This is a genomic window from Arthrobacter sp. sptzw32, from assembly GCF_059089735.1.
Window position 1 is genome coordinate 107469 of record NZ_JBNHEZ010000006.1, and the last position, 22236, is coordinate 129704.

Annotated in this window: 17 protein-coding genes and 2 pseudogenes; 6 read left to right on the forward strand and 13 right to left on the reverse strand. The window is 63.8% G+C overall.

What is annotated here, in order from left to right; translation table 11 throughout:
* Positions 1-616: 616 nt before the first annotated feature.
* The 7 genes from AC5RVN_RS12905 to AC5RVN_RS12935 all read right to left on the reverse strand — a co-directional run bounded on the left by AC5RVN_RS12905 (position 617) and on the right by AC5RVN_RS12935 (position 8850).
* A complete protein-coding gene (locus AC5RVN_RS12905) occupies positions 617-2143 on the reverse strand; it encodes a sensor histidine kinase (RefSeq protein ID WP_494138180.1) in 1527 nt (508 codons plus the stop codon).
* Between the two features lie 5 nt (positions 2144-2148).
* Positions 2149-2889 (reverse strand): response regulator transcription factor, encoded by a 741-nt coding sequence (locus AC5RVN_RS12910; RefSeq protein WP_494138181.1) that lies wholly within the window; start codon positions 2887-2889, stop codon positions 2149-2151.
* A 694-nt stretch (positions 2890-3583) separates the two neighbouring features.
* Positions 3584-5179: a carbohydrate-binding domain-containing protein gene (locus tag AC5RVN_RS12915; RefSeq protein ID WP_494138182.1), complete on the reverse strand. Its 1596-nt coding sequence runs from the start codon at positions 5177-5179 to the stop codon at positions 3584-3586.
* Between the two features lie 46 nt (positions 5180-5225).
* On the reverse strand, positions 5226-6011 hold the full coding sequence (locus AC5RVN_RS12920; protein WP_494138183.1) for a polyphosphate polymerase domain-containing protein: 786 nt from the start codon (positions 6009-6011) through the stop codon (positions 5226-5228).
* Complete coding sequence (locus AC5RVN_RS12925; protein ID WP_494138184.1) at positions 6008-6685, reverse strand: DUF4956 domain-containing protein; 678 nt, start codon at positions 6683-6685, stop codon at positions 6008-6010. The genes AC5RVN_RS12920 and AC5RVN_RS12925 overlap by 4 nt, the downstream gene beginning before the upstream one ends.
* A gap of 74 nt (positions 6686-6759) precedes the next feature.
* Complete coding sequence (locus AC5RVN_RS12930; protein ID WP_494138185.1) at positions 6760-7860, reverse strand: GtrA family protein; 1101 nt, start codon at positions 7858-7860, stop codon at positions 6760-6762.
* 6 nt (positions 7861-7866) lie between these two features.
* Entirely contained in the window at positions 7867-8850 is a 984-nt protein-coding gene (locus tag AC5RVN_RS12935) for a phosphodiester glycosidase family protein (protein ID WP_494138186.1), read from the reverse strand.
* 237 nt (positions 8851-9087) lie between these two features.
* On the opposite strand from AC5RVN_RS12935, the pseudogene AC5RVN_RS12940 reads away from it, so the two are divergent.
* A pseudogene (locus AC5RVN_RS12940) lies at positions 9088-9705 on the forward strand (dicarboxylate/amino acid:cation symporter); the annotation flags it as partial.
* A 107-nt stretch (positions 9706-9812) separates the two neighbouring features.
* Here the strand turns inward: AC5RVN_RS12940 and AC5RVN_RS12945 are convergent.
* Positions 9813-10361, reverse strand: coding sequence for a hypothetical protein (locus AC5RVN_RS12945; protein ID WP_494138187.1), 549 nt, complete (start codon positions 10359-10361; stop codon positions 9813-9815).
* A gap of 164 nt (positions 10362-10525) precedes the next feature.
* On the opposite strand from AC5RVN_RS12945, the pseudogene AC5RVN_RS12950 reads away from it, so the two are divergent.
* The 5 genes and pseudogenes from AC5RVN_RS12950 to AC5RVN_RS12970 form a co-directional block, all read left to right on the forward strand.
* Positions 10526-10711: pseudogene (locus AC5RVN_RS12950) on the forward strand (TetR/AcrR family transcriptional regulator); the annotation flags it as partial.
* Positions 10712-11479: 768 nt separating this feature from the next.
* Positions 11480-12754: an MFS transporter gene (locus tag AC5RVN_RS12955; protein ID WP_494138188.1), complete on the forward strand. Its 1275-nt coding sequence runs from the start codon at positions 11480-11482 to the stop codon at positions 12752-12754.
* A 20-nt stretch (positions 12755-12774) separates the two neighbouring features.
* Positions 12775-13443 carry a TetR/AcrR family transcriptional regulator gene (locus AC5RVN_RS12960; protein ID WP_494138189.1) on the forward strand — a complete coding sequence of 223 codons (669 nt, stop codon included), beginning with the start codon at positions 12775-12777 and terminating at the stop codon, positions 13441-13443.
* 23 nt (positions 13444-13466) lie between these two features.
* Positions 13467-15752 (forward strand): alpha-L-rhamnosidase, encoded by a 2286-nt coding sequence (locus AC5RVN_RS12965; protein ID WP_494138190.1) that lies wholly within the window; start codon positions 13467-13469, stop codon positions 15750-15752.
* Positions 15752-17503, forward strand: a complete 1752-nt coding sequence (locus AC5RVN_RS12970; RefSeq protein ID WP_494138191.1) for a glycoside hydrolase family 3 protein — start codon at positions 15752-15754, stop codon at positions 17501-17503. Before AC5RVN_RS12965 ends, AC5RVN_RS12970 begins: the two co-directional genes overlap by 1 nt.
* Before the next feature lie 387 nt (positions 17504-17890).
* Here AC5RVN_RS12970 and AC5RVN_RS12975 read toward each other — a convergent pair whose 3' ends face one another.
* Genes AC5RVN_RS12975 through AC5RVN_RS12995 form a run of 5 tightly spaced genes read right to left on the reverse strand, consistent with a single transcriptional unit; the run spans position 17891 to position 22160 of the window.
* The gene (locus AC5RVN_RS12975) at positions 17891-18184 is read right to left on the reverse strand and encodes a hypothetical protein (RefSeq protein ID WP_494138325.1); all 294 of its coding nucleotides are present in this window, start codon (positions 18182-18184) and stop codon (positions 17891-17893) included.
* Positions 18185-18205: 21 nt separating this feature from the next.
* Positions 18206-18697 (reverse strand): RpiB/LacA/LacB family sugar-phosphate isomerase, encoded by a 492-nt coding sequence (locus AC5RVN_RS12980; protein WP_494138192.1) that lies wholly within the window; start codon positions 18695-18697, stop codon positions 18206-18208.
* Positions 18694-20451: a dihydroxyacetone kinase family protein gene (locus AC5RVN_RS12985; RefSeq protein WP_494138193.1), complete on the reverse strand. Its 1758-nt coding sequence runs from the start codon at positions 20449-20451 to the stop codon at positions 18694-18696. Before AC5RVN_RS12985 ends, AC5RVN_RS12980 begins: the two co-directional genes overlap by 4 nt.
* A 52-nt stretch (positions 20452-20503) precedes the next feature.
* Complete coding sequence (locus tag AC5RVN_RS12990; protein WP_494138194.1) at positions 20504-21280, reverse strand: SDR family NAD(P)-dependent oxidoreductase; 777 nt, start codon at positions 21278-21280, stop codon at positions 20504-20506.
* A 55-nt stretch (positions 21281-21335) separates the two neighbouring features.
* Positions 21336-22160 carry a sugar phosphate isomerase/epimerase family protein gene (locus tag AC5RVN_RS12995; protein ID WP_494138195.1) on the reverse strand — a complete coding sequence of 275 codons (825 nt, stop codon included), beginning with the start codon at positions 22158-22160 and terminating at the stop codon, positions 21336-21338.
* Positions 22161-22236 lie beyond the last annotated feature (76 nt).

Genomic DNA, 22236 nt, shown 5'->3' on the forward strand with positions numbered 1-22236 from the left:
ACCCTACTTCTACTCGTGCCACTCAAACGCCGATAATGGATATTCCGTCAACCTGCCCAAGCCTGAAATAGGCCCTTGCTTCCTGCCGCGCGGGCGGTTCTATTGCTGTACGTCGCCGTAGAGGTGGCGGAGGGTTTCAAGTCGTTGCTTGGCCAATTCGGTATCCGTGGAATTGACGAGATCCGCCTTCCGGGGCCCGCTCGGGGAGCGCCGCAGCTGCCCGCTGTTGAGCATTGCCAGTACTTAGGTAACGTCGATGTTCAGCGCTTTGGCTGCCTGTTCAATGCTGAGGTAGCGGTGGTAGCTCCAAGTCATGCCTTACTCCCGGTGGGGTTGTAGCCCGACGTGGGGGACTGCAGCGCGTCGGGCGCGGGCCCTGATTGCAGTGCTTGCAGCAATCACTGAATTCTCAGGCCCCTCAGGGACGCCGGGTCGGTTGAGACCCCTCCTCCGCCCCGTTACCACCCAGCATCCCGCAACTTGAAGCAGAAAAGTACTCGTGAACCGTGGAAACCCGTGCGGTTAGCCGGTCGGGCTGCTGGCAAGTTCACCAAGCAGCCCTCATAAGTTGGAGTGCATCAACCAGCCGCGCCCAGTTCACTCAAGAAGGCAGAAATCATGCCCGCGGCAAGTCGCCCTGCTTGATGCGCGGGAGAGGCAGCTGCAAGGCGAACTGTGTCCGACCCGGTTGTGACGTTGCCGTTACCCGGCCGCCGTGGGCTTCCACGATCGACTGCACGATGGACAGGCCCAAACCGCTGGTACCTTCGGCCGCTGATGCTCCCGCCTGGTCTCCCGAACCCTTCCGGGCCGCGTCTGCGCGGGCAAAGCGTGAAAAAACATGGTCCACGAATTCGGCTGGGATGCCGCCGCCGTCGTCCGTTACCGTCACGATCGCCGCACCCTCGGGTGAAGTGCCGACGCCGGTCACCACGATGGTGCCGGACGGCGTGTGCTTGCGGGCGTTGGAGAGCAGGTTCATCAGCACTTGGCGCAACTGCGAGGCATCGCCGTTGACCACCACCGGCTCATCGGGCAGCTCAAGGCGCCAGGTATGTCCGGGGGCCATCACCTTCTCGTCACTGACGCTCTCCACCACAAGCTGCGTGAGGTCCACTTCGCTGAGTTTGAGCGGCTGCCCCTCGTCCAGGCGGGCGAGCAGCAGCAGGTCCTCCACCAGCGCCGTCATCCTTTCGGACTGGCTCTGCACCCTGGCCAGGGACTTCTGGCCGTCCGGAGTGAAGTCCTCCGTCATCCTCATCAGCTCGGTGTAGCCGCGGATGGCGGTCAGCGGGGTCCGTAGCTCGTGCGATGCGTCCGCCACGAACTGCCGCACCTTGGTCTCGCTCTTCTGCCGCGCCTGGAGCGCACTGGCCACGTTGTCCAGCATGAGGTTCAGCGCATGGCCAACGCTGCCCACCTCCGTGCCAGGGTTGGAGTTCGACGGCGGCACGCGCACCGCCAGCGCCACCTCACCGGCGTCGAGCGGCAGCTGCGACACCCGGGTGGCCACCTCGGAGAGCTGCTCCAGCGGCTTCATGGTGCGCCGGATCAGGATGGTTCCGGCCAGCCCCACCAGCAGCAGGCCGCCCAGCGAGACGAACACGAAGGTCCACACCAGCGATGCGAGGGTGCTTTCCTTGCCGGCGAGGGGGAGTCCGGTCACCAGGACATCACCGAAATTGGTTTTCACCGCCACCAGCCGGTAGCTGCCGTTGGAGAGGGCGCGGTCCACCGGCTGCCCGTCAGTGTTGAGCCCGAGCAGGGTTTCCTTGTCTTCGGTGGACAACGGGGACCGTGTGGTGTCCGAGGCGAGGAAACCGGCGCTGTTCACCTGGCCGTCCACAATGCGGGCATTCAGGGTGCCCACGCTCTGCCCGCGCGCGTCCAGCGGGTCGCGTCCGTTGAAGACACCCATCGGGGGACGGCCGGGATCGTTGGACCGCTCAGCGGCCTGGCTCAGCTGGTCATCGAGCTGCCGTGTCAGGAAGGCCTCCATGGAGGCGTAGCTGACCAAGCCCACGGCACCGCAGATGGCGATCAGCAAGGCCATAACCAGGAGGATCAGCCGGGTGCGGAGGTGCCAGGTGTCGGGTTTGAGCCAGCTCCGACGATGTCGATGGGGAGCTTCGGGGGAGGCCATGGCGGCTACTCGGCAGGCTTGATGACGTAGCCGGCGCCGCGCACGGTGTGGATCATGGGCGGGTGGACGGCGTCGATCTTCTTGCGCAGGTAGGAGATGTAGAGCTCCACGATGTTGGCCTGCCCGCCGAAGTCGTAGTCCCACACCCGGTCCAGAATTTGTGCCTTGCTGATCACCCGCCTGGGGTTCTCCATCAGGTAGCGGAGGAGCTCGAACTGGGTGGCCGTGAGCTGGACGTCCTGACCCGCCCGGGTGACCTCCCGGGTATCGATGTTGAGGACAAGGTCGCCCACCACCAGTTCCGCGGTGTCCATGGCGGCAACACCTGAACGTTGCACCAGGCGATGGAGCCTGAGCAGGACTTCCTCCATGCTGAACGGCTTGGTGACGTAATCGTCGCCGCCTGCGGCCAAACCCACAATCCGGTCCTGGACGGCGTCCTTGGCCGTGAGGAAGAGCGCCGGCACCTCCGGCGCGAAGGCCCGGATCCTGCCCAACAGCTCAACGCCGTCGAACCCGGGAAGCATCACGTCCAGCACCAGCACATCCGGGCGGAAGGCTTTTGCAAGCTTCATGGCCTCCGGGCCGTCGGCGGCCACAGCGACCGACCAGCCCGCCATCCGCAGGCCCATACTCATCAGTTCGGAGAGGCTCGGTTCATCGTCCACAACCAGGGCACGGATGGGGGAGCCGTCCGGATGGGTAAGCGTGGGAAGGTTGTTGGTCATGGAGTGCGAAGTGGCCATGGGACAACTCTCCGATCATTCGTTAAAGCCGGGCTATGGTGTTCCTGTGCCCAGGCTGTGAATAGCTTAGCCAGCTGGTGCCGCCGGGACGCACGGCCTGACATTCCCGGACAGCGGTGCAGCAAATTTTATTGCTCCCGTCGGCCCCCAGCTGAACATGCAGGACACGGCGCTTTCTGTAGCCGGATCGGCTAATTCATTCGACCCCTCCTGCCTGAACGTCCCCGTCATAAGAGGCGCTATGGCTAACAGGGTTTACTCTCCGGGATCTTGGACAAGAACCATTTTGGGTTTCCCGTGCTGCCCCCTTCTGGTAAATCAATAATGGACGTTCCGTCGCCTGCCTCGACGGGACAAATCCATGCTTGCTAATCACGCTCCCGACCTCGGGCGACTTTGAACCCGGCTACAGCTGGGGTCAATTCGGGCTATCTGCGGCTGGAAGTGGGAGATGTTGGAGTCGCTCCCCGACAACAGGTGTCTTCGTCAGGAACCGGCACGGGCCGGAAGGACGGCGGGCATGATCTTACGATCCAGTAATCCGTAAGGGCGATGGCACTGCACTGTACGGTGTTTTCCGGGGCCAAGTCCAGATCCGCGGGCTATCGGAAGGGAAGCTGCAGAACTTCCGGGCGATGGCGGGAGGTGCAAGCGTGGGGCAGCACCGCGCAAAGGCGTGTCAGAGCGTCTGAGGTTAGCGGCGCGGTCCGCCACCACCGCCGCCGGGGCCCTGGGCCGCAGTGTACTCGCCGGCCGTCACCGTGCCCTGCTCTGTGGCGCCATCCAGGGACCCCTCGCCGAGACCGGCGCTGACAGTCGCCGTGCCGCCGGTGTAGATGGTGTATTCCTGTCCTTCGGCGATGGCAGCGGAGGAGAAGACCAGTGATGCTGTGGCCTTGCTGGTGACGAATGCCGCCACCACAGTGCCGGAGGAGTCGGCAATCTGAACCACGGTACCTGCGGCGACTGATGATCCAAGCGTCACCTGCACGCCGGACTGCGTAGAGGACGAGCCTGGCGTAACGACCATGCCGGCGCTTCCTGCCGCGGCCACTGTTCCGCCGGTGACGGCCAGTTCTCCGTTCACATCCAGCGCCCCGTTGCCGGAGTTGGTGGGGCCGTTGACCACCACGGTGCCGCCGGAAATGCTCGCGTTGCCGTTGGAATCCAGGCCGTCGCCCTGTGAGTTGATGGTCAGCAGGCCGCCGCTGACCTCCACCGTGTAATCGCCGACGGCCATTTCACCGCCGCCCATGCCCCCGCCCATCCCAGATTGGGCAGACGTGCCGGAGGTGCTGCTGCCGCCTGAGGCGTTCACGCCGTCGTCGTTGGCGGTGACGGTAGCGGTTCCGCCAGTCATGGTGATGTGCTGGGCCTCCAGGCCCTCCTCGGATTCCTCCACCGTGGTGGTGCCGGCCGCGATGGTGAGGGTATTGAAGGCCTTGATGCCATCGTCACCGGCGCTGACGTTCAGGGTGCCGCCGTTGATCAGCGCCCAGCCGCGGCCTTCATCCTCCTCGTTGTCGGACTTGAAGCCGTCACCGGCCGCGGACACCTGGTATGCCCCCTCGAGCAGCACCGTGTAGTCCTTGCCGACGATGCCGTCATCGCCGGCGTCCACTGTCACGGAACCTGCCGCCAGGACCAGGCCGTCCTTGGCGGAGATGCCATCGTTGAAGTTGCCGTCCACCGCCAGCGAACCGGTGCCGGCAATGGTCAGGTCTGCCATCGAGTACAGCGCGGCATTCGGCGCGTCCGTCCCCTGGTCTGCGTAGATGGCAGCATCGCTGAGCGCGTTGGAGGTCCCGTCCTCGAGGTAGACGATGGCCTCGTTGGCGCTTTGCACCACAAATGGAGAGCCGGTGGAGTTGCTGATGTCCGCACCGTCAAGGATGATGCGGACCACGTCTTCTTCGCCGGCTGCCACCACGATCTGCCCGTCGGACAGCGAGCCGTTGAGGCGGTAAGTGCCGGCCGCGGTGATGGTGACGGTGTCACCGTCAACCTTTATAGCGTCCGACGACGACGAGGCCGTGCTGGCTCCGTCCGCCAGGGTCACGGCTACTTCGGAGGCGGCGTCCCAGGCGAGGTCGTCGGCGTCGTAATGCGTGTCGGCGGCCAGGGTGTCCAGGGAGACGGCCTGGGCGGTGCCGGACGTGGCGGCGGACGTGGTGCCGGTGCCGCTGATGGCCGAGACACCGGTGGGGGTGGTGCCTGCTGCCGAGCAGCCCGCCAGGCCAAGAGTGACGGCCAGGGCGGCGACGGAGAGGTGCGTACGAAGGTTCTTCATGGTTGGTCCTTTGGGAATTTTTGAGGGGACTGCGGGAAGTAGAAGACTAGGCTGCGGGCCGGAGGGACAGGCTGCGGCTCAGCGTCCGGTTCCAGCGGTTGGCGGGAAGGTCGGGGCAGAGGGCGGCCATCCCGGTGGCGAACTTGGAGATCCGGGAAGGCCGTACGCCGTGTGCCCAGAGATGCCGGTCGAGCGGGCCGGCAGTGGAGCCCGATTTGGTCTCAAGGATCACAGCGTCATCCAGTACCCAAGCGGAGTGGGCGGGGCGCTGCCAGGTCACGTTGGTGTCGATGGTGGCCCGGCTCCCGGACTCCGGCAGGTACAGGGTGGTTCGGTTGTAGCGGGTTTCCAGCACCGGCCCGAGACGGCCGGACGGCATGGCACCAACTGACGCAGTGAGCGTTTCGCGTACGTAGTCCAGGCCCTCGGCGGTGAGCCGGGCGCGGTCTTCAAGGTGGTAAGGAATGCGCTCTTTGACCGTTGCTTCGCGGGCGCCTTCGGTTTTGACCTCCAAAAAGCTCACCGCGCTGTCCACGTAGGTCCTGGTGCGGATCTTGTAGCGGCGCCGGCGGCCACGGGCGGCGAGCAGGTAGCTGTCCAGGTTGGCGGTATCAAAGTAGACGGAATCGTAGGCGAAGCTGCGGGAGCCGCTCATCTCCAGCACCCGAACATCGGCCCGGAACGTGCCCAGCAGTTGGCGGGCGAGCCCTGCGTGAACCACGTACTTGCGGTCTACGCGGGTCTGGAGCGCAGCTTCGCTGTTGAGCTCTTCCAGCCCTACCGGGGGGAGGGAACGAAGATTGCCGGTGACGTCTGTTCCGGTGGTGCTCATGCGGCACCTGCCCGGGCCGTGCCGTGTGAATAGCCCGGAGCTGCGACGCCCGGTTCAACGGATGGGAGTTCCGTATGGCCAGGCGCCGCCGTCGTGATGGCCGGGATGCTGGCGGGAGCGGTCAAGACGGCGGGGGAGTAGGCGTACCGGACATCGACGATGGTTTTATCGTTGACAAGGTCCAGCTCCTGAACGGTAGCCGAGTGGACCTTGCCGTGCAGTACTTCCTCAAGCCGGGCGTAGAGTTCGCCGTCCTCGGCGATGGCGCGGTCCAGGACCACGGTCTGGTGGCGGTGGGCGGGCAGGACGCGGGGGTGGTCTCCGACGAACATCACCAGCAGGATCAGGGCCATCAGTGACCCGGTCAGCCACAGGGGTTCGATGCCCAGGCCGGCGATCAGGCCGAGGGCCAGGGCTGAGAAGTAGTAGGCGACTTCGTGCTGGGCCAGCTCGGTGGAGCGGAGCCGGATGATGGACAGGACGCCGAAGAGCCCGAGTCCCAGGCCGAGCCCGGCGGCTGATCCTGACAGCGCGGTGGCCACAGCCAGGACGCCAACGTTCATGCCCAAATAGGACACCACCAGGTCGCGGCGGCGGTGCCGGCGGAGGTACAGGGCGAAGGTCAGGAGGCTGATGGCCGCGAGGTCGGCAAGGATGAAAATTACTGGGTTCATGGGATTCTCCGGGATGTTTCGGTGGGCTGGTCTTTACTTTCCCGGCCCATCCTGTGCAGGTGCTGTGCCGGAACCTAGCCGCATATATGAGTGCGGACCGGTGCTTTATCCGATGTGCTGCCGGCCGCTCCAAGGGCTGGTTTGCGCGCGAAAAGCCAGCGCTGCTGCACCGCGAAGCTTGCTGCCAGCAGGACGATTTCGGCCAGGATCTTGGCCGGCAGTGCCAGCAGGCCGGCGGCTTCGAGGGCCCAGATCAGGCCGAAGTTCGCGGCAAGCAGCACGGCGGCAAGGCTGAAGTAGCGCAGCCCCGTAGCCGTGGCGGGTTTGTCCCTGCCGTGGTCGAAGACCACATTCCGGTTCACCATGAAGTTCACGCCGGCGCTCACCGCGCGGGCGCCCAGCACTGCCAGGAGCAGGGAATCGAGGAGCAACGTGAGCAGCAGGAACAGCACGGTGTCAAGCAGGAAAGCCGTGAAGGACGAAGCCAGGAACTTCAGCAGCGGCGCGTAGATCCGCACCGAATCTGCCACCGGCCGGAAGTGCGATCCGGAGTTGTGGTTCAGGTAAACAGTGGCGATCTCCAGTGACCGGATGGAATAGCCGGCCCGCCTGGCTTCGAGCAGCAGGTTCAACTCATACTCGTAGCGGTCGCCGCGGACCGACCTCAACCAGGGGATCATCGCGGCCGGGTAGCCGCGGAGGCCGGTCTGGGTATCGGGGATACGCTCGCCGGTCGCCAGCGTGAAGAGTACCTTGGTGGCGTTGTTGCCCAGCCGCGAGCGCGCAGGAACCTTCCCGGTGAAGGACCGGCTGCCCAGGACCATGGTGGCCCAGCTCCCAGCCTCAGCGCGGTCCTGTCCGAGGGCTTCCGCCACCCGCAAGATGTCCACCACTGTGTGCTGGCCGTCGCTGTCGGCGCAGACCACATCATGGCCCGGGAGGTTGTCGGCAATGAATCCGAAACCGGTTTTAAGGGCAAAGCCCTTGCCGCGGTTGCGCCCGTAACTGATGACGTGGCACCCAAGTGCCCTGACGACGTCGAACACGTCCCGGTACTGCGAGCCGCTGCCATCGTCCACCACCACAATGGGAACACGCGGTTCCGTGGCACGGATGTTGCGGATCAGGTCGGGAAGCTGCTGGTCCGGCTCGTAGGCGGGGATCAGGATGATCACGGCGGCCTACTGCGCGATGTAGAGGATGTCGGAGGTGCCGCGTTCCTTGTTCTCACCCAGCGGGTTGTTTACCAGCTCGCCGTTGAAGTACATGGTGGACGAGCCGCCGCCGTCGATGTTGTAGGCGGTGGTGGCGCCCAGGCCCTGAATGATTTCGGCGAGGCCGGTCATGGTCACGCCGGCGCTGTAGCCAGGGCTGCGGCCGTCCGCCACCACAAACACCAAATGGTTCTGGTCAATAATCCCAACGGCGGTACGCGGATGTTCTCCCTGGATGGAGTGGTTACCGAAGTTGGTGTCTACTTCAACGTCCTCGATGCCCTCGGCCACCTCGCCGTTGTCCAGGAGGGAAGGGCCAAACGAGAGGGTGTTCCAGACACCGTCGACCAGCAGCTGCTCGGCGGTGGTGGTGGTTTCGTCGTACACCTTGACCGTGCCGTCGCGGTAGAAGGCCAGGCCCTGCCGGGCGCCTTCATCCCGGAAGACCACGCCGTTGCGGATCACGATGCCGGTGTCGCGGAAGCCGTAGTAGTCCCCGTTGATGGCGAAGACGGCGTTGTTCGCCTCGGCGATCGCAGAGGTGGTTTCGGTGATGTTCTCACCAAAGCTGTCATTGGCGAACGCTGACTGGAGCGTGGTGGCATCATCAAGTATGACGTCGGCCACGTAGTAGGTGACCGTACTGTCGCCACTGCCGGTGGTCACCGTGGAAATGGTGATGTTCGACGATTCGGAGGAGTAGGTGGTGTCCGTGGTGACGGCAGTGGCGGAGGCCGTGTCCGCCGTCGTGCTGGTGGAGGTTCCCGTGGAAGTGCCAGCCTGGCTGGCCTCATAGGCGGAGACATCAGAGATCTCCACGTGCTGGACAACGAAACGGTCCAGAGCCCACGCGGTGGCGCCACCGGCTGAAAGCGTCAGCGCCACGGCCCCCGCGACGACGGCGCGCCGAAAGCAGCCACCCTTACGAAATTTGATTTGCTCAGAAGTCATGCCTCATTTCTAGGCAGGACACTTAGCAGAGGGATGTACCGGGTATGTGTGGAACCTGTGAAACGAGCTTGCTAAAAGGGTTCTGCTGTAAAGCGAGACAGGCCGAAACCATATGAGATCCTGCATTTCATCGGTGTGGGCTTGCGGCTTGGAGGAAGCGCTGGGATTGACGTTTTCGTGGATGCCCGGTTTGCCCGGACCGGGGGGTCTGTACGTTCCGTGGCGTAGGAGGAACGCTTGCTCCTTCGCTCGCATCCCAGCTCCTTGATTACAGGCGTTTGTCAGGCCGTCCGGCTTGCCTTCGTCTCCCGCTCGTCAGCGGGCACCCTGCCGCTGACCCAGCGCGTAACCGAGCGCAGCCTCGGCGTTCCCCGGGGCTACGCCTCCTTCGCGGTGCCCCTGGGCGCCACCACCAAGATGGACGGCTGCGCCGCCATCTACCCGGCCATCGCGGCAATCTTCGTCGCCCAACTCTTCGGCATCCAGCTGGACTTCACCCAGTACCTGCTGATCGCCTTGGTCTCCGTCCTGGGCTCCGTGGGGACCGCCGGAACCACCGGCGCCGTCGTGATGCTTACGCTGACCTCTCTACGCTGGGACTGCCGCTGGCCGGCGTCGGCCTCCTGCTGGCCATCGATCCCATCCTGGACATGGGCCGCACCGCGGTGAAACGTGGCAGGCCGGGCCTTGGTCCCCACCATCGTGGCCAGGCGCCTGGGCATCCTGGATGAGTCGCTGTACAACGCACCCCGCAGCGGCACACCGTTAGTGGATGACAGCGACTACGCCCCTGCAGCGTTCACCGGAACCAGCACGGACACCGCGCCGCCTGAACTGCAGGATGCGAAGGCATAACTGCACAGTGTGATCTGCGCGGTGTAATCCGCAGAGTGTGATCAGAAGGAAGTCCCCGGGAATCTTTCCCGGGGACTTCCTTGTGTTGCGGGCTTTTCGGCGCCGGGTCAACGGCCGCCGATAACCCCGTTCTGCACTGCCTTGGTGACGGCATCGGCCTCGGTCTGGGTCAGCTTGCCGTCCGTCACCGCCTGGTCCAGCCGGGTCTTGAGGGCCGCAGCCTTCGCCGTCTGCCGCTCGCTGCGCAACTCCTCCAGCGCCGCAGTCACCGTGGACTCGTCGATGTCCAGCGATTCGGCAAGCGACGTGGCCAGCGCAGCGTCGCGGGTGGCAGCGTCCGGTTTGCTGCCTTCGGCCGGCGGCGTGGCGGGCTTGTTGGCTTCCCGGAAGGCCTGGAGAGCTTCCGTGACCTTTGCTTCCTCAACCCCGAGCTTTTCCGCGAGCACGGATGCCTGCGCCACGCCGCGTTCGCCGCCGCGGCCGCCGTGCTTACCCATGCCCTGTTCCGTGCTGCCGTCGGTAGAGGCGCTGCTGCTCGCGCTCGGGTAAGGAGTCGGCGTGGTGGTGGCGGAGGCCATGCCGGCGACTCCAAGTCCGGCACCGAGGGCCAGCGCCGTAGCTGACAGGCCGAGGGTCATTTTCTTTGTGCGTGACATGTGTTTGTCTCCTGAATCCGCCGTCCTTGACGGCTGCTGTTGGGTTGCCTCTCTCGAGACGTTTCCAGCATCGGAAAACAGCTTCTGGAGATCCTTTCGGGAACCTTTCATTCAGCTGTGAAAAAAACTTGCTCTGAGTGCAAAGCTGCACGAAGCGTCAGAGCGTGACGCCACCTTCCACAGGGGCAACAGAAGCTGCCGCCGCCCCCTCGCGGCGCGAGCTCAACAAAGCCGCCACGCGCCTGGCCATCACCGAAGCCACCCTGGAGCTGCTGCGTGCCAAGGGACCGGGCAATTTCACCGCCGAGTCTGCCGGGATCTCCCCCCGCACGTTTTTCACCTACTTCAGCAGGCTTCGAAGGAAAAGCCGCCTCTGACCCCGCGCAAACAAAAAGCAGTGTCGGACGAGTTCTCTCATCTACTTCTACTCGTCCCACCCAAACGCCGATAACGGATATCCCGTCAACCTCACTCGACTCGGAAAAGCTCGCTCCGGTGACTCTGTTCCTTCCCGATGGCGTGGGTCAATTCAGGTTATCCACGGCTGGGAATGGGAGCCGTGGGAGCTCCCTGGCAGCGGTAGCGGTGGATAACCGATGAGAATTGTCCCCGGCTGTGGGCGGCGGAAGCTACGTATTCACTGTGGAGCGGAGATTCAATGCCCACTGCTTGCAGACCAAGCGAGGAGACCTTGGGTCAGGTTGGGGTGTGCCTAAAGTTGGCAGGACTGAGACCCCCTACAGTGCTCGCTGACACAGCTGCTTTGAGGTTCCCCCGTCGGGGTATTGAAGTGAAGGAAGATGCTGCCAAGAGTGCAGGGGCCCTAGAGGACTTCTACGGATGATCCCTTGGTTGGGCGTTTGCAGATCCACGTCCGTTCCCCCTCGCTTTGCAGCACAGGAGCGTGCGATGCAGCTTTCGATTTCTCAGCCGCAACTGGAGCCGTTGGCGCGGGAGAGCAAGCGACTCAGGCTAGGGCTCCAAAGGTGCCAGAAAGTTGAAAACCATCTTGTGGGATGGTTTTTAAGTTGCTAGGCTCACATCAGCTTCTTGATCGAAACGTTTCAAGAACTTGTTCGCTGACACTTGCACCCCTCGGGATTCAAAGGAGAATTCTCATGATTACCACTGAGCAGAAAGCCGCGAACAGGCGCGGATGGCGGGTAGCCTTCGCGGCCGGTCTGGCTTCCTATGTTGACGCCGGCGCCATTGTTGGCACCGGTACAGCCCTCGTTATCCTGCAAAACATTCTCGGCCTGCAGCCCGCCCAAATCGGCCAGCTTTCTGCACTGCTGACCATCGCCATCGCGGTGGGGGCACTGATCGGCGGCAGGCTCGGTGACAGGTTCGGGCGCCGCCGCGTATTCCTCATCACCTTGAGCGTGTACTTCCTTGCCGCCCTTGTGCTCATGCTCGTTCCCAGCGTCGCCGTGCTCTACGTTGGTTTAGCGGTGCTTGGACTTGCTGCCGGCGCTGATCTGCCTGTTTCCATGGCCATGGTGGCCGAGTCGGCTCCGGAGGACAAACGCGGCAAGATGGTCACGTTCTCACACATGCTGTGGATGGCAGGCATTCTGGGTGTCATCATCATCAGCATCTTCTTTGGAAACGCTGGTCTTCTAGGTGCACAGGTCATCTACGGTCACCTTGCAGCAGTGGCTCTGATTGCGTTGGCCCTGCGTTGGGGCATCCCAGAGTCCAGAGTCTGGGCCGAGTCGGTTTCCGCTCCTGTCGACGAAGAGCGGGTAGACCTGGGCTCCCTGCGTACACTTTTCAGCCCCAAGCTCATCGCGCCGCTGGTGGCTACCGGCCTGTTCTACGCTTTGGTCAACATCAACGCGAACACCAACGGGCAGTTCTCCACATACCTTTATGTCAACGTCGCGGGAGTTGATGTGGCCACTGCCTCAATGCTGGGTCTGGGCGTTTTGGTCCTGAGTGTCGCTGGACTGTTCGTGATGATGCGCGTCGTGGACGGCAGCAACCGGCACCGCGCGTTCATCATCGCCGCGGTAGTGGCACTTGTCGCCATCGCCGTCCCCTTTGTCTTCGGCGTCAACGCACTCACCCTTACCGTCATGGGGGTCGTCGGAGCACTGGCTGGCGCGATCGCCGGTGAGCCAATGTACAAGGTTTGGTCCCAGGAGCTCTTCCCTACAGCGCACCGCAGCACGGCCCAGGGCATCACGATCGCCTTCGCACGCCTCGTCGCCGCTGCCGTGGCATTGGTTACTCCCCTCATCATCTCTGCCGGCCCGGCCCTGTTGTTCCTCTTCCTCTTCCTAACCTCAGCGGCCGCTTACCTGATCGGTGTTTTCTGGATCTTCCGGATGCGGAAGTTCCTTAAGAAGGACAGCACCGAAGCCACAAGCCCTGCGCGCAGCCTGGCTTAATCGACGGCTAGATTATGACGATGCAAACCGAGGAACAGCCCACCCCCGACCTCGCCCCGGCAAGAACTCGGCGCACCGGACCATATAAGGCGGCGGACGCCCGGCGTGAAGCCATCCTGGAAGCGGCCATCGAGCACTTCGCTCAGTGGGGATACTTCAACTCGTCGATCCCTAAGATTGCCGCCGACGTGGGAGTGACCAAGGCAGGGCTGATCCACCATTTCCCCACGAAGGAGGTTCTGCTCTCGGCGGTGCTCGAACTGCGCGAACAGCGGGCCGTCAAAGCCTTTTACGCTGACGACTCACTGCTGGACCCGGAAAACTACTTCCGCCAGATAGCAGCCCAGGCCGCCTTTAATGAGACACAGCCGGGATTAACGCAGATGTTCTCAGTACTGGCGGCTGAGTCATCAAACCCCGAACACCCCGCTCACGAGTACTTCCAGGAGCGGTATTCAAGCGTCATCACGCACATCGCACGGATTCTGGACCGAATGGCCGCGGCCGGGACCATACTTGCCGGCACGGACTCGCGGCACCTTGCTGCCGAAATCCTGGCCGTGGTGGACGGCTTCACCATCCAATGGGCACTCGCCGGCCCCCCGTTCTCACTCCACGACAACGTGCGCCAGTATCTCGACCGGCTGCTCAGAACCATCACTCCTGACGCCCGCGCCCTGAGCAGCTAAACCCCCTTAGTGAAAGAAGCATTATGACGTTCCCCTGGTCCGCCCTGATGATCGCTCCCGATGAAGACTTCGACGGCGCGGCGCTGCTCCGCAAACAGTTCCACCTCGCCACCGGGCACGGCGCCCCCGTGCGGGCCGTGCTGAAGGCCACGGCATTCGGAGTCTTCGAAGCCACCATCAACGGCCATCCCGTCAGCAATGAGGTGTTGAGCCCTGGTTGGAGCTCCTATGAATGGCGGCTCCGCTACCGCAGCTACGACGTCACAGACCTCCTGGAACCGGCCAACATTCTAGGTGCTGCGCTTGGCAACGGCTGGTACCGGGGGAACCTGTCCTGGAACGGCAACTCTGCCTTCTACGGGCCGGAACTGGGATTCTTCGCCCAGCTCGAGATCACGTACGCTGACGGCTTTGTGCAGACCGTAGGCACCGACGAATCCTGGCAGTCCGGGCCGTCGGCCACGACCGCTAACGACATTTACAACGGTCAAAGCATCGACGCTCGCCGGGCCGGCCAGGAATGGTTCGGACCGGAGTTCACCAACGGCACGTGGGCAGGGGTCCACGCCCTGGACTTTGACACCTCCCGCCTGGCCGAACCGGTGGGCCCGCCCGTGGTGCGTAACGAGGTGCTTAAGCCGGTGAAGGTTTCTTCCTCCCCGAGCGGCAAGACGTTGGTGGACTTCGGCCAGAACCTGGTGGGGTGGCTCCGCTTTACGGTGCAGGGCGAACCTGGCCAGGTCATCACGCTGCGCCACGCCGAGGTCCTGGAAGATGGGGAACTGGGCGTTCGCCCGCTCCGTACCGCCCAGGCTACCGACACCTTCACGCTCTCCGGTGGTGTGGACTTCTTCGAGCCAACCCTGACCTTCCACGGTTTCCGCTACGCCGAGGTGAGCGGCTGGCCCGGTGAACTGACCGAAGAATCCATCGAAGCAGTCGTCGTGCATTCAGCACTGGAACCCACCGGAACTTTTGAATGCTCGAACGACCTGGTGAACCAGCTGCACCGGAACGTGGTCTGGGGCCTGAAGGGCAATTTCCTGGACCTGCCCACGGACTGTCCGCAACGGAACGAACGCCTGGGCTGGACCGGCGACATCGCGGTCTTCGCACCCACCGCCGCGTTCCTCTTTGACGTCAAGGACTTCCTGCAGGACTGGCTGCTGGACCTCGCCGCTGAGCAGAAAGCTGCCAACGGACTGGTTCCCTTTACCGTTCCGGACATCCTCAAGTACGAGGATCACCCCAAGGAATTTCCGACCCCCGAATCAACAGCCCTGTGGAGTGAAGCCGCAGTATGGGTTCCGTGGGCACTCTGGGAAGCCTACGGCGACAAGTCCGTACTGAGCCGGCAGTTCCACTCCATGGCCGCGCACACCCGACGTGTGGAAGGCCTGCTCTCCCCGACAGGCCTGTGGGACCAAGGGTTCCAGTTCGGCGACTGGCTCGACCCCGACTCAGCACCCGACGAGCCCTGGAGCTCCAAAGCGGACAACGGGGTGGTGGCGACAGCCTGCCTCTACCGGACGGCCCGCATCACATCCGAAACCGCGGCCATTTTGGGCAGGGAGGAAGACGCCAGCCACTTCGCCGCGTTGGCAAAGCGCGTCCGTGCAGCCTTCAACACCCACTACGTGCAAGAGGACGGCACAATCCTCAGTGACTGCACCACGGTCTACGCCCTGGCTCTCGCCTTTGACGTCCTGGACAGCGGTGAAAAGCGTGGCGCGGCAGCCACACGCCTCGCCGAGCTCGTCCGCAAGAACGAATACAAGGTCTCCACGGGCTTTGCGGGGACCCCTTTCATCACCTGGGCACTCTCCGAGTCCGGGCACATCGAGGACGCCTACCGGCTGCTGCTTGAACAGCAGTGCCCTTCCTGGTTGTACCCCGTCACCATGGGCGCCACCACCGTCTGGGAGCGCTGGGACTCCATGCTGCCCGACGGCACCATCAACCCCGGGGAAATGACCAGCTTCAACCACTACGCCCTCGGCGCAGTCGCAGACTGGCTGCACAAAGTGGTGGGCGGCATACGCCCCCTCGAGCCCGGCTACACAAAAGTCCTTTTCGCACCACGTCCGGGCCCCGGCATCCACTGGGCCAAAACCTCACTAACCACTCCCCACGGCACAGCCCGCGCCGAGTGGAACCTCACCGGGGAAGGAGTGCTCGAACTGACCGTCACCGTGCCCGAGGGGGTGACCGCCGACGTGGACCTGCCCGCCGCTGCCCGCCAAACTCTCAGCGCAGGAACGCACACGCTTACATCCGCAGGCCCGTCATTCGCAGGAGGAACCAAATAATGCAGACCGAGACCATACCCGCCTTTCAGGATTCCAGCCTTAGCGTGGCGGAGCGGGTGGAGGACCTTCTCTCGCGGATGACGCTTGAGGAAAAGGCCGGTCAGATGTTTCACGCCATCGCCTTCGGCGGGCAGGACGTGGACCAGCATACCGAGCAGTTGATCAGTCATGGCTTCCTGACCCACTTCAACGTCCATCAACTGCCCGACGCGCGGACTGCCGCACAATGGCACAACCGCATGCAGGAGCTTGCCTCCCAGACCAGGCTCGGCATCCCCGTCACCGTCTCCACCGACCCCCGGCACGCCTTTGCCGAAAACCAGGGCGCGTCCTTCGCAGCCGGTTTCTTCTCGGCCTGGCCCGAACCCATCGGAATGGCGGCGCTGCGGGACCCCGAGACAGTCCGCCGCTTCGCCGACGTCGCTCGCCAAGAATACCTGGCGGTCGGCCTCCGCGCGGCGCTGCATCCCACCGTTGACCTGGCGACCGAACCCAGGTGGGCCCGCCAGTACAGCGGCTTCGGCCAGGATCCCGAGCTCGCAGGCCAACTCGCAGCGGCTTATCTTGACGGGTTCGAGGGCGGCGCGGTGGGCAGCGAGAGCGTGGCATGCATGACCAAACACTTCCCGGGCGGCGGGCCCCAAAAGGACGGTGAAGACCCGCACTTTCCCTACGGGCGCGAACAGGTATACCCCGGCGGTAAATTCGAGGAACACCTGCTGCCGTTCCGCGATGCCATCAAGGCCGGGACCAGCGCCATCATGCCCTACTACGGCATGCCTGTCGGGCTGGAACGCGAAGGCCAGCCCATCGAGGAAGTCGGCTTCGGATTCAACCGGCAAATCATCACCGGCCTGCTTCGAGAGGAACTCGGCTACGACGGCGTCGTGTGCACCGACTGGGGTTTGCTTCACGCGTCCGAAGCCTTCGGCATGACGCTCCCGGCCAGGGCATGGGGTGTTGAACACCTTTCGGTCGAGGAACGGATGATCAAGGTCCTCGACGCCGGATGCGACCAGTTCGGCGGCGAATCGTGCCCCGAGATCCTCGTTGACCTCACCAGGGCGGGGCACGTTTCCGAGGACCGGATTGACGAATCAGTCCGCCGGCTGCTGCGCGTCAAGTTCCAGCTGGGCCTCTTTGACCACCGCTTCGTGGATCCGGACGCCGCGGTGGCAACGGTTGGGAAAAAGGAGTTCCATGAAGAGGGCCTCCGCGCCCAGGGTCGTTCTGTGGTTGCCCTCAAAACTGCGGCAGATCTCCTACCGCTCAACCCGGGAACCCGGGTTTATCTCGACGGGATGTCCGGCGAACATCTCCAGGACCGCGCCCTCCCCGTTGCCAGCCCCGCGGAGGCCGATCTCGCGATCATCCGTATCGATGCCCCCTACGAAGAGCGGAACGAGCTGTTCCTGGAGGCCAGGTTCCACGCCGGAAGCCTGGAATTTGACGCGGAAACCGTCGCCCGCATCGAACGGACAGCACAGCACGTTCCCGTGGTGCTCGTGGTGAACCTGGACCGCCCCGCAATCCTCACCCCGCTCGAGCCCAACGCCTCGGTACTCCTTGCCACTTTCGGAGTTTCTGACGAGGCTCTCACCCAAGTCCTGAGCGGCAACATCGCACCCGAGGGCTGCTTACCCTTCGAGCTCCCGCGCTCAATGCAGGCAGTCCTGGAAGGCCAGAGCGATGTGCCCGGCGGCACTCACAATCCGCTCTATCCCTACGGCTACGGGCTCAAGAAAATATAGGGACGTAAGAGAGTTCCCCTGGGCGAACCGCAGCAGTTCCGTGAACTGCGCTCTGTCTGTGTGTAGGCTCGATCCCAAACCTGGCCTCGGGCCAGCGTTTTCCGTTCAGGTCGAGCGTGCTGATGGGCGCGTACCCGATTGGCTCGGGCAACCTGCGGCTCAAGCCCCTAACCAAGATGAGTTGGAGTTCCGTACCAGCGGAACAGGATCAAGCCATACGGTCCCCTTTTGTCGGGTTGAGGTGTGCTCCAAAGCGGTTTAGGCGATGGCCGGGACCTCGCGGTCCGGCGCGGGATCCGTCTTAAGTGCGGTTGGCTGGCCCAAATCTTCCATTTCCCAATCGTGTTCCCATGAGGAACTACAACGTTTCTAGGCAAAACGGCAACATTAGCGGATGTCGCGTGGATCGGGGCGGCCCCAGCCGGTGCGGAAGAAAGTGTTATTAGCCATTTTGTAGCAAAGATTCCCGTCAAGCTCTTGCGGCAGGATCCAGATCTCGTAGCCTTCTGCAGCAGCGAAAAGTGCTCGACCGTGGTTGTTATCGGCTGCAAGCCACAGTACTGATGAGTCGTGCGTCGCGTCGTCAACAACCCCTGCGCGGACGATGAGGAAATCCTTTCGCACCTCCACGGGCACCCCGATTAGGCGGCTCCAGTCGTCGTGATAGCGATACGGCTTCATCACGGTGCCCTCCTCTGCCGCTCAGCAGGCTTCGAAGTCGGCCAAGACTTTGACTTTGGCCGCAGATGCGGAGCCCGGGTCGAACGTGTAGCCGATCCATTCCCTGGCCAGCCGGCGTGCAAGCTCGATTCCCACGACCCGCTGGCCCATGGTGAGGACCTGGCAGTCGTTGGATAGTACTGAGCGCTCCACGGAGAACGAGTCGTGTGCTGCAGTGGCGCGGATGCCTTCGACCTTGTTTGCGGCGATGGCAACACCGATTCCAGTGCCGCAGAAGAGGATGGCACGGTCTGCGGCGCCGTCCCGGATCATTTCCCCGGCGGCGATGCCCACGTAGGGGTAGGGCTTGGTGAAGTCAGCGGGTGTATCGGTGCGGTTGACGCCGATGTCTATGACCTCGCTGACGCGGGGATCCTGCCGGAGGTCTTCAAGGACCCTGTCCTTGTAGTCGACGCCTGCTTCATCCGATCCCACAACGAGCCGCAGTCCAGTGGTTTGCCCTTCTTCTTTCATGCTTTTACTCCAACTGTTTCTTGGGTCGACTTCAGGGGTGTCACCGTCAGGTGGGCTCCTATGACGGTGAAAATCATGGCCAGGGAGGTGGCGCCGGGGTCGGGTGTGCCCAGGCTTTTCTCGGCAAGGGGCCGGGCCCGGCCCTTCAGGGGAAGAAAATCTGCGGTTGCTTCAGCGGCCGATGTGGCCTTCTGTGCAGCGTCCTTCCATGCTTCGTCCGGCCGTGTTCCGTTGGCTACCAGCCGACCGAAGGTTGTGGCGAACGGCAGGAGGGCGTCCACCATGGTCTTATCTCCGGTTTCGGCTTTGCCCAGCTGCACGATCCTGTCCGAGAACGCGGTTACCCCGGCAGCGAGCTGTTGTGCGTCAGGGGCTGCTGTGTTTCCCATGGCTTCACCCCAGGCCCTTAGTCCGGCGCCCCAGAGGACTCCTGAGGTGCCTCCGGCTTTGTCGGCCCAGGCGTCTCCGGCAGCGATGAGCACATCGCCGGCACCGGCTCCTTTGGAGTAGGCGAAGGATGCCGCAGTGGCTGCGGCGTCAATGCCCCGCACCATGCCGCGGCCGTGGTCCCCGTCCCCAGCGATTGCATCCAATCTGCCCAGGCGCTCCTCGGCGGCATGCAGGGATTCCCGAGCCGCTTGGACTGCCGCCAGGCAGGCCGAGGCGAAAGTGCGGGAGGCGTCAGCGGATTCGAAGGAAGCAACGGCACTGCCGGCCTCGGTGTCTTCCTCGGTCCCTTGGATACCGGAGGTTGTGGTGGTCTTGCCGCGCCGGTAAGCAGGGGTGTTCGCTGGGGCAGCCCACAGGGGTTCAAGTTCGTCGTCGAGCCAGGTAACAGTAAGTGAAACGCCGGCCATATCCAGGCTGGTGACCAGTTCGCCGACTTCGGGCAGCACCAGGGTGTACCCGGCGGCACGCAGCAAAGGCGCTACCGTGCCCCAGAGAACGAAAAGCTCTTCATGCTTGGTGGATCCCAGCCCGTTAAGAATGACGGCTATCCGCTGCCCGGCATCGTGCGGGGTTTCGGCGAGGACCCGGGACACGAGTTCCTGCCCCAGTTTTTTGGCGGATGGCAGGTCCGTGTCGTGGAGGCCGGGTTCGCCGTGGATCCCCAAACCCAGGCCCATCTGCCCGTCCGGCAGAGTGAACAGCGGGGCCTCAGCGCCGGGGAAGGTGCAGCCGGCGAAGGCGCTGCCGATGGTGCGGGTCAGGTCATTGGCTTTGCGGCCCACCCGGGCCACCTCGGCCAGTCTTTCACCGTTTTCCGCGGCGGCACCCATGATCTTGAAGACGGCGAAGTCCCCGGCGATCCCGCGGCGCTTGGCCGCTTCCGACGGCGGGGCGCTGGCGATGTCGTCAGTAACCAGGACGTTGTCCACCGCGATCCCTTCAGCGGCCAGCCGTTCGCTGGCCATGCCGAAGTTCATCACGTCCCCCGCGTAGTTGCCGTAGGTGAAGACGACGCCGGCGCCGGACTCCGCTGCCTTGGCTACGGCATAGGCCTGCTGGGCGGAGGGGGAGGTGAAGATGTTGCCCACCACGGCCCCGTCAGCGAATCCGGATCCGATCAGTCCGGCGAACGCCGGGTAGTGGCCGGAGCCGCCGCCGGCGAGGACCGCGACTTTGGGCTGTGCGGGGCGGTAGCGGCGGACCGCACCGCCGGGCACCTGGCGGACGAGGTCCGAGTGGACGTCACAGAAACCCGCCAGAGCCTCCTCGGCGAAATCCGAGGGGTCATTGAATATTTTGGTCATGGTGTTGGCTCTCTGCCGGGGTCCTGGTGCGGTGGGCTGCTGGCCGTCGAGGTTAGTGGATGTGGCTTCCGCCGTTGATATCGATGGTGGTGCCGGTGAGGTAGGCCGCGTCTTCGGAGGACAGGAAGGTCATCACGGCAGCGACTTCCTCGGTGGTGGCGTTGCGGCCCAGCGGGATGCCGGCGTTGATCGCGGCTTCCTGTTCCTCGGTGCTTCCTACACGGATGTTGGTGTCAACGGCGCCCGGGGTGATGGCGTTGACGGTCACGCCGGTGGTCCCGAGTTCGCGGGCGAGGGCTTTGGTGAGGCCGAGGATGGCTGCCTTGGCTGCGGAGTAGGGGACCTTGCCGAAGACACCGCCGCCACGCTGGGCAGAAACGGAGGACATGTTGACGATCCGGCCCCAGCCGTTGTCAATCATGTCCGGCAGGAACGCCTTGGTCACCAGGTAGGTGCCGGTGGCGTTGACGTCCATTACCTTGTGCCATAGCTCAAGGGTGGTCTCCAGGAAAGGTAGCGGTGAGGTGATGCCGGCGATGTTGGCCAGGGCGCCGACCGGCGGGAGGGTGCCGGCAGCGACCTCGGCGGCGACGGCGGCCTGGGCCGCCGTGACGGAGGCTTCGTTGGCGACGTCGATTTCATGGCCGAAGGCGGGGACGTTGAACTCGTTGCCGATTTCGGCGGCGACCTTGGCGGACTTCTCACCGTCGAGGTCCAGGATGACGATGCCCCAGCCTTCACGTGCGTAGCGGCGGGCGGTGGTGATGCCGATGCCACGATCCGAGGTTGCTCCGGTGAGGACTGCGGTGCGCTGAATGGTGTTGCCCATGATGACTCCTAGGTTTTGGGATGGCAGTGTGGATGAAAGAGTTTGTTGCGGTGGTTCAGATGAGATCTGAGATGAAGCTGGCTGCTTTGGCCGCGGCTGCCGGCCGTTCTTCGTGCGTGACGTCGCGGGTTTCGAGTTCCAGGGAGAAGTGGCCGGTGTAGCCCTGTCCCGAAAGCCGTCTTAGGCCCGCGGCGAAGTCCGCGTTGCCGTTACCGATGCTGAGGTTGATGTTTCCTGGCACTGCATCGCGCAGGTGGACGTGGGCGATACGCCCGTAGTGACGTTCCAGGTACTCCAGGGCGTCCTCCCCGGACGCCACGATGTGGCTGAAGTCCATGACGATCCCGACGTCGGTGCCCTCCAGCCGGTCGGCGAGCAGTCCGGCACGCTCCAGGTTCCAGCAGAACCGCAGGAAGTGCAGGGATTCGGTCCAAAGTTCCACGCCGAACGCCGCAGCACGTTCGCTGGCGTGGATCAGTTGTCCGGCGATAGCGTTCAAGTCCTCGTCCAGGCTCCGGACCGGGTTGTGGTCGAGGGCCCCGCACGGCAGGACCAGCGCCTTCGCACCGGTATTGGCCGTGAGAGTGAGGAGTGCGTCAAGGTGCCGCTCCCGCGCCGCCCTGGCACCGGCGTCGAGCACTGCGTTGAGGTCGCCGATGTCGCCGTTCACCGAGCGGACGCGGAGACCGGATGCTGCCACTTCCTTAGAAACAACGGAAACCGCGGCCGCGTCCAGCTCATAGGGGACGTGGTTGCAGACGCCCGGGAGAGCGCCAAGATCGATTTCCTCGAAACCCAGTTCGCCCATTGTCCGCAAAGCAGTCTGCAGGTCCTGGTGCCGGAAGCTGATGGACGAGCAGCCCAGTCGGGAGTTGAACATCGTCGTTGAATCCTCTGAATGGGGGGGTGATGTGAATCACGATACGCAAGCAAGTGTCGACAGTCAACCACAAACA

What these genes read in the sequence shown, in the direction of transcription:
- AC5RVN_RS12905 (WP_494138180.1), bottom strand. Translation starts at nt 2,143, where the DNA reads ATGGCCTCCCCCGAAGCTCCCCATCGACATCGTCGGAGCTGGCTCAAA.
- AC5RVN_RS12910 (WP_494138181.1), bottom strand. Translation starts at nt 2,889, where the DNA reads ATGGCCACTTCGCACTCCATGACCAACAACCTTCCCACGCTTACCCAT.
- AC5RVN_RS12915 (WP_494138182.1), bottom strand. Translation starts at nt 5,179, where the DNA reads ATGAAGAACCTTCGTACGCACCTCTCCGTCGCCGCCCTGGCCGTCACT.
- AC5RVN_RS12920 (WP_494138183.1), bottom strand. Translation starts at nt 6,011, where the DNA reads ATGAGCACCACCGGAACAGACGTCACCGGCAATCTTCGTTCCCTCCCC.
- AC5RVN_RS12925 (WP_494138184.1), bottom strand. Translation starts at nt 6,685, where the DNA reads ATGAACCCAGTAATTTTCATCCTTGCCGACCTCGCGGCCATCAGCCTC.
- AC5RVN_RS12935 (WP_494138186.1), bottom strand. Translation starts at nt 8,850, where the DNA reads ATGACTTCTGAGCAAATCAAATTTCGTAAGGGTGGCTGCTTTCGGCGC.
- AC5RVN_RS12945 (WP_494138187.1), bottom strand. Translation starts at nt 10,361, where the DNA reads ATGTCACGCACAAAGAAAATGACCCTCGGCCTGTCAGCTACGGCGCTG.
- AC5RVN_RS12955 (WP_494138188.1), top strand. Translation starts at nt 11,480, where the DNA reads ATGATTACCACTGAGCAGAAAGCCGCGAACAGGCGCGGATGGCGGGTA.
- AC5RVN_RS12960 (WP_494138189.1), top strand. Translation starts at nt 12,775, where the DNA reads ATGCAAACCGAGGAACAGCCCACCCCCGACCTCGCCCCGGCAAGAACT.
- AC5RVN_RS12965 (WP_494138190.1), top strand. Translation starts at nt 13,467, where the DNA reads ATGACGTTCCCCTGGTCCGCCCTGATGATCGCTCCCGATGAAGACTTC.
- AC5RVN_RS12970 (WP_494138191.1), top strand. Translation starts at nt 15,752, where the DNA reads ATGCAGACCGAGACCATACCCGCCTTTCAGGATTCCAGCCTTAGCGTG.
- AC5RVN_RS12975 (WP_494138325.1), bottom strand. Translation starts at nt 18,184, where the DNA reads ATGAAGCCGTATCGCTATCACGACGACTGGAGCCGCCTAATCGGGGTG.
- AC5RVN_RS12980 (WP_494138192.1), bottom strand. Translation starts at nt 18,697, where the DNA reads ATGAAAGAAGAAGGGCAAACCACTGGACTGCGGCTCGTTGTGGGATCG.
- AC5RVN_RS12985 (WP_494138193.1), bottom strand. Translation starts at nt 20,451, where the DNA reads ATGACCAAAATATTCAATGACCCCTCGGATTTCGCCGAGGAGGCTCTG.
- AC5RVN_RS12990 (WP_494138194.1), bottom strand. Translation starts at nt 21,280, where the DNA reads ATGGGCAACACCATTCAGCGCACCGCAGTCCTCACCGGAGCAACCTCG.
- AC5RVN_RS12995 (WP_494138195.1), bottom strand. Translation starts at nt 22,160, where the DNA reads ATGTTCAACTCCCGACTGGGCTGCTCGTCCATCAGCTTCCGGCACCAG.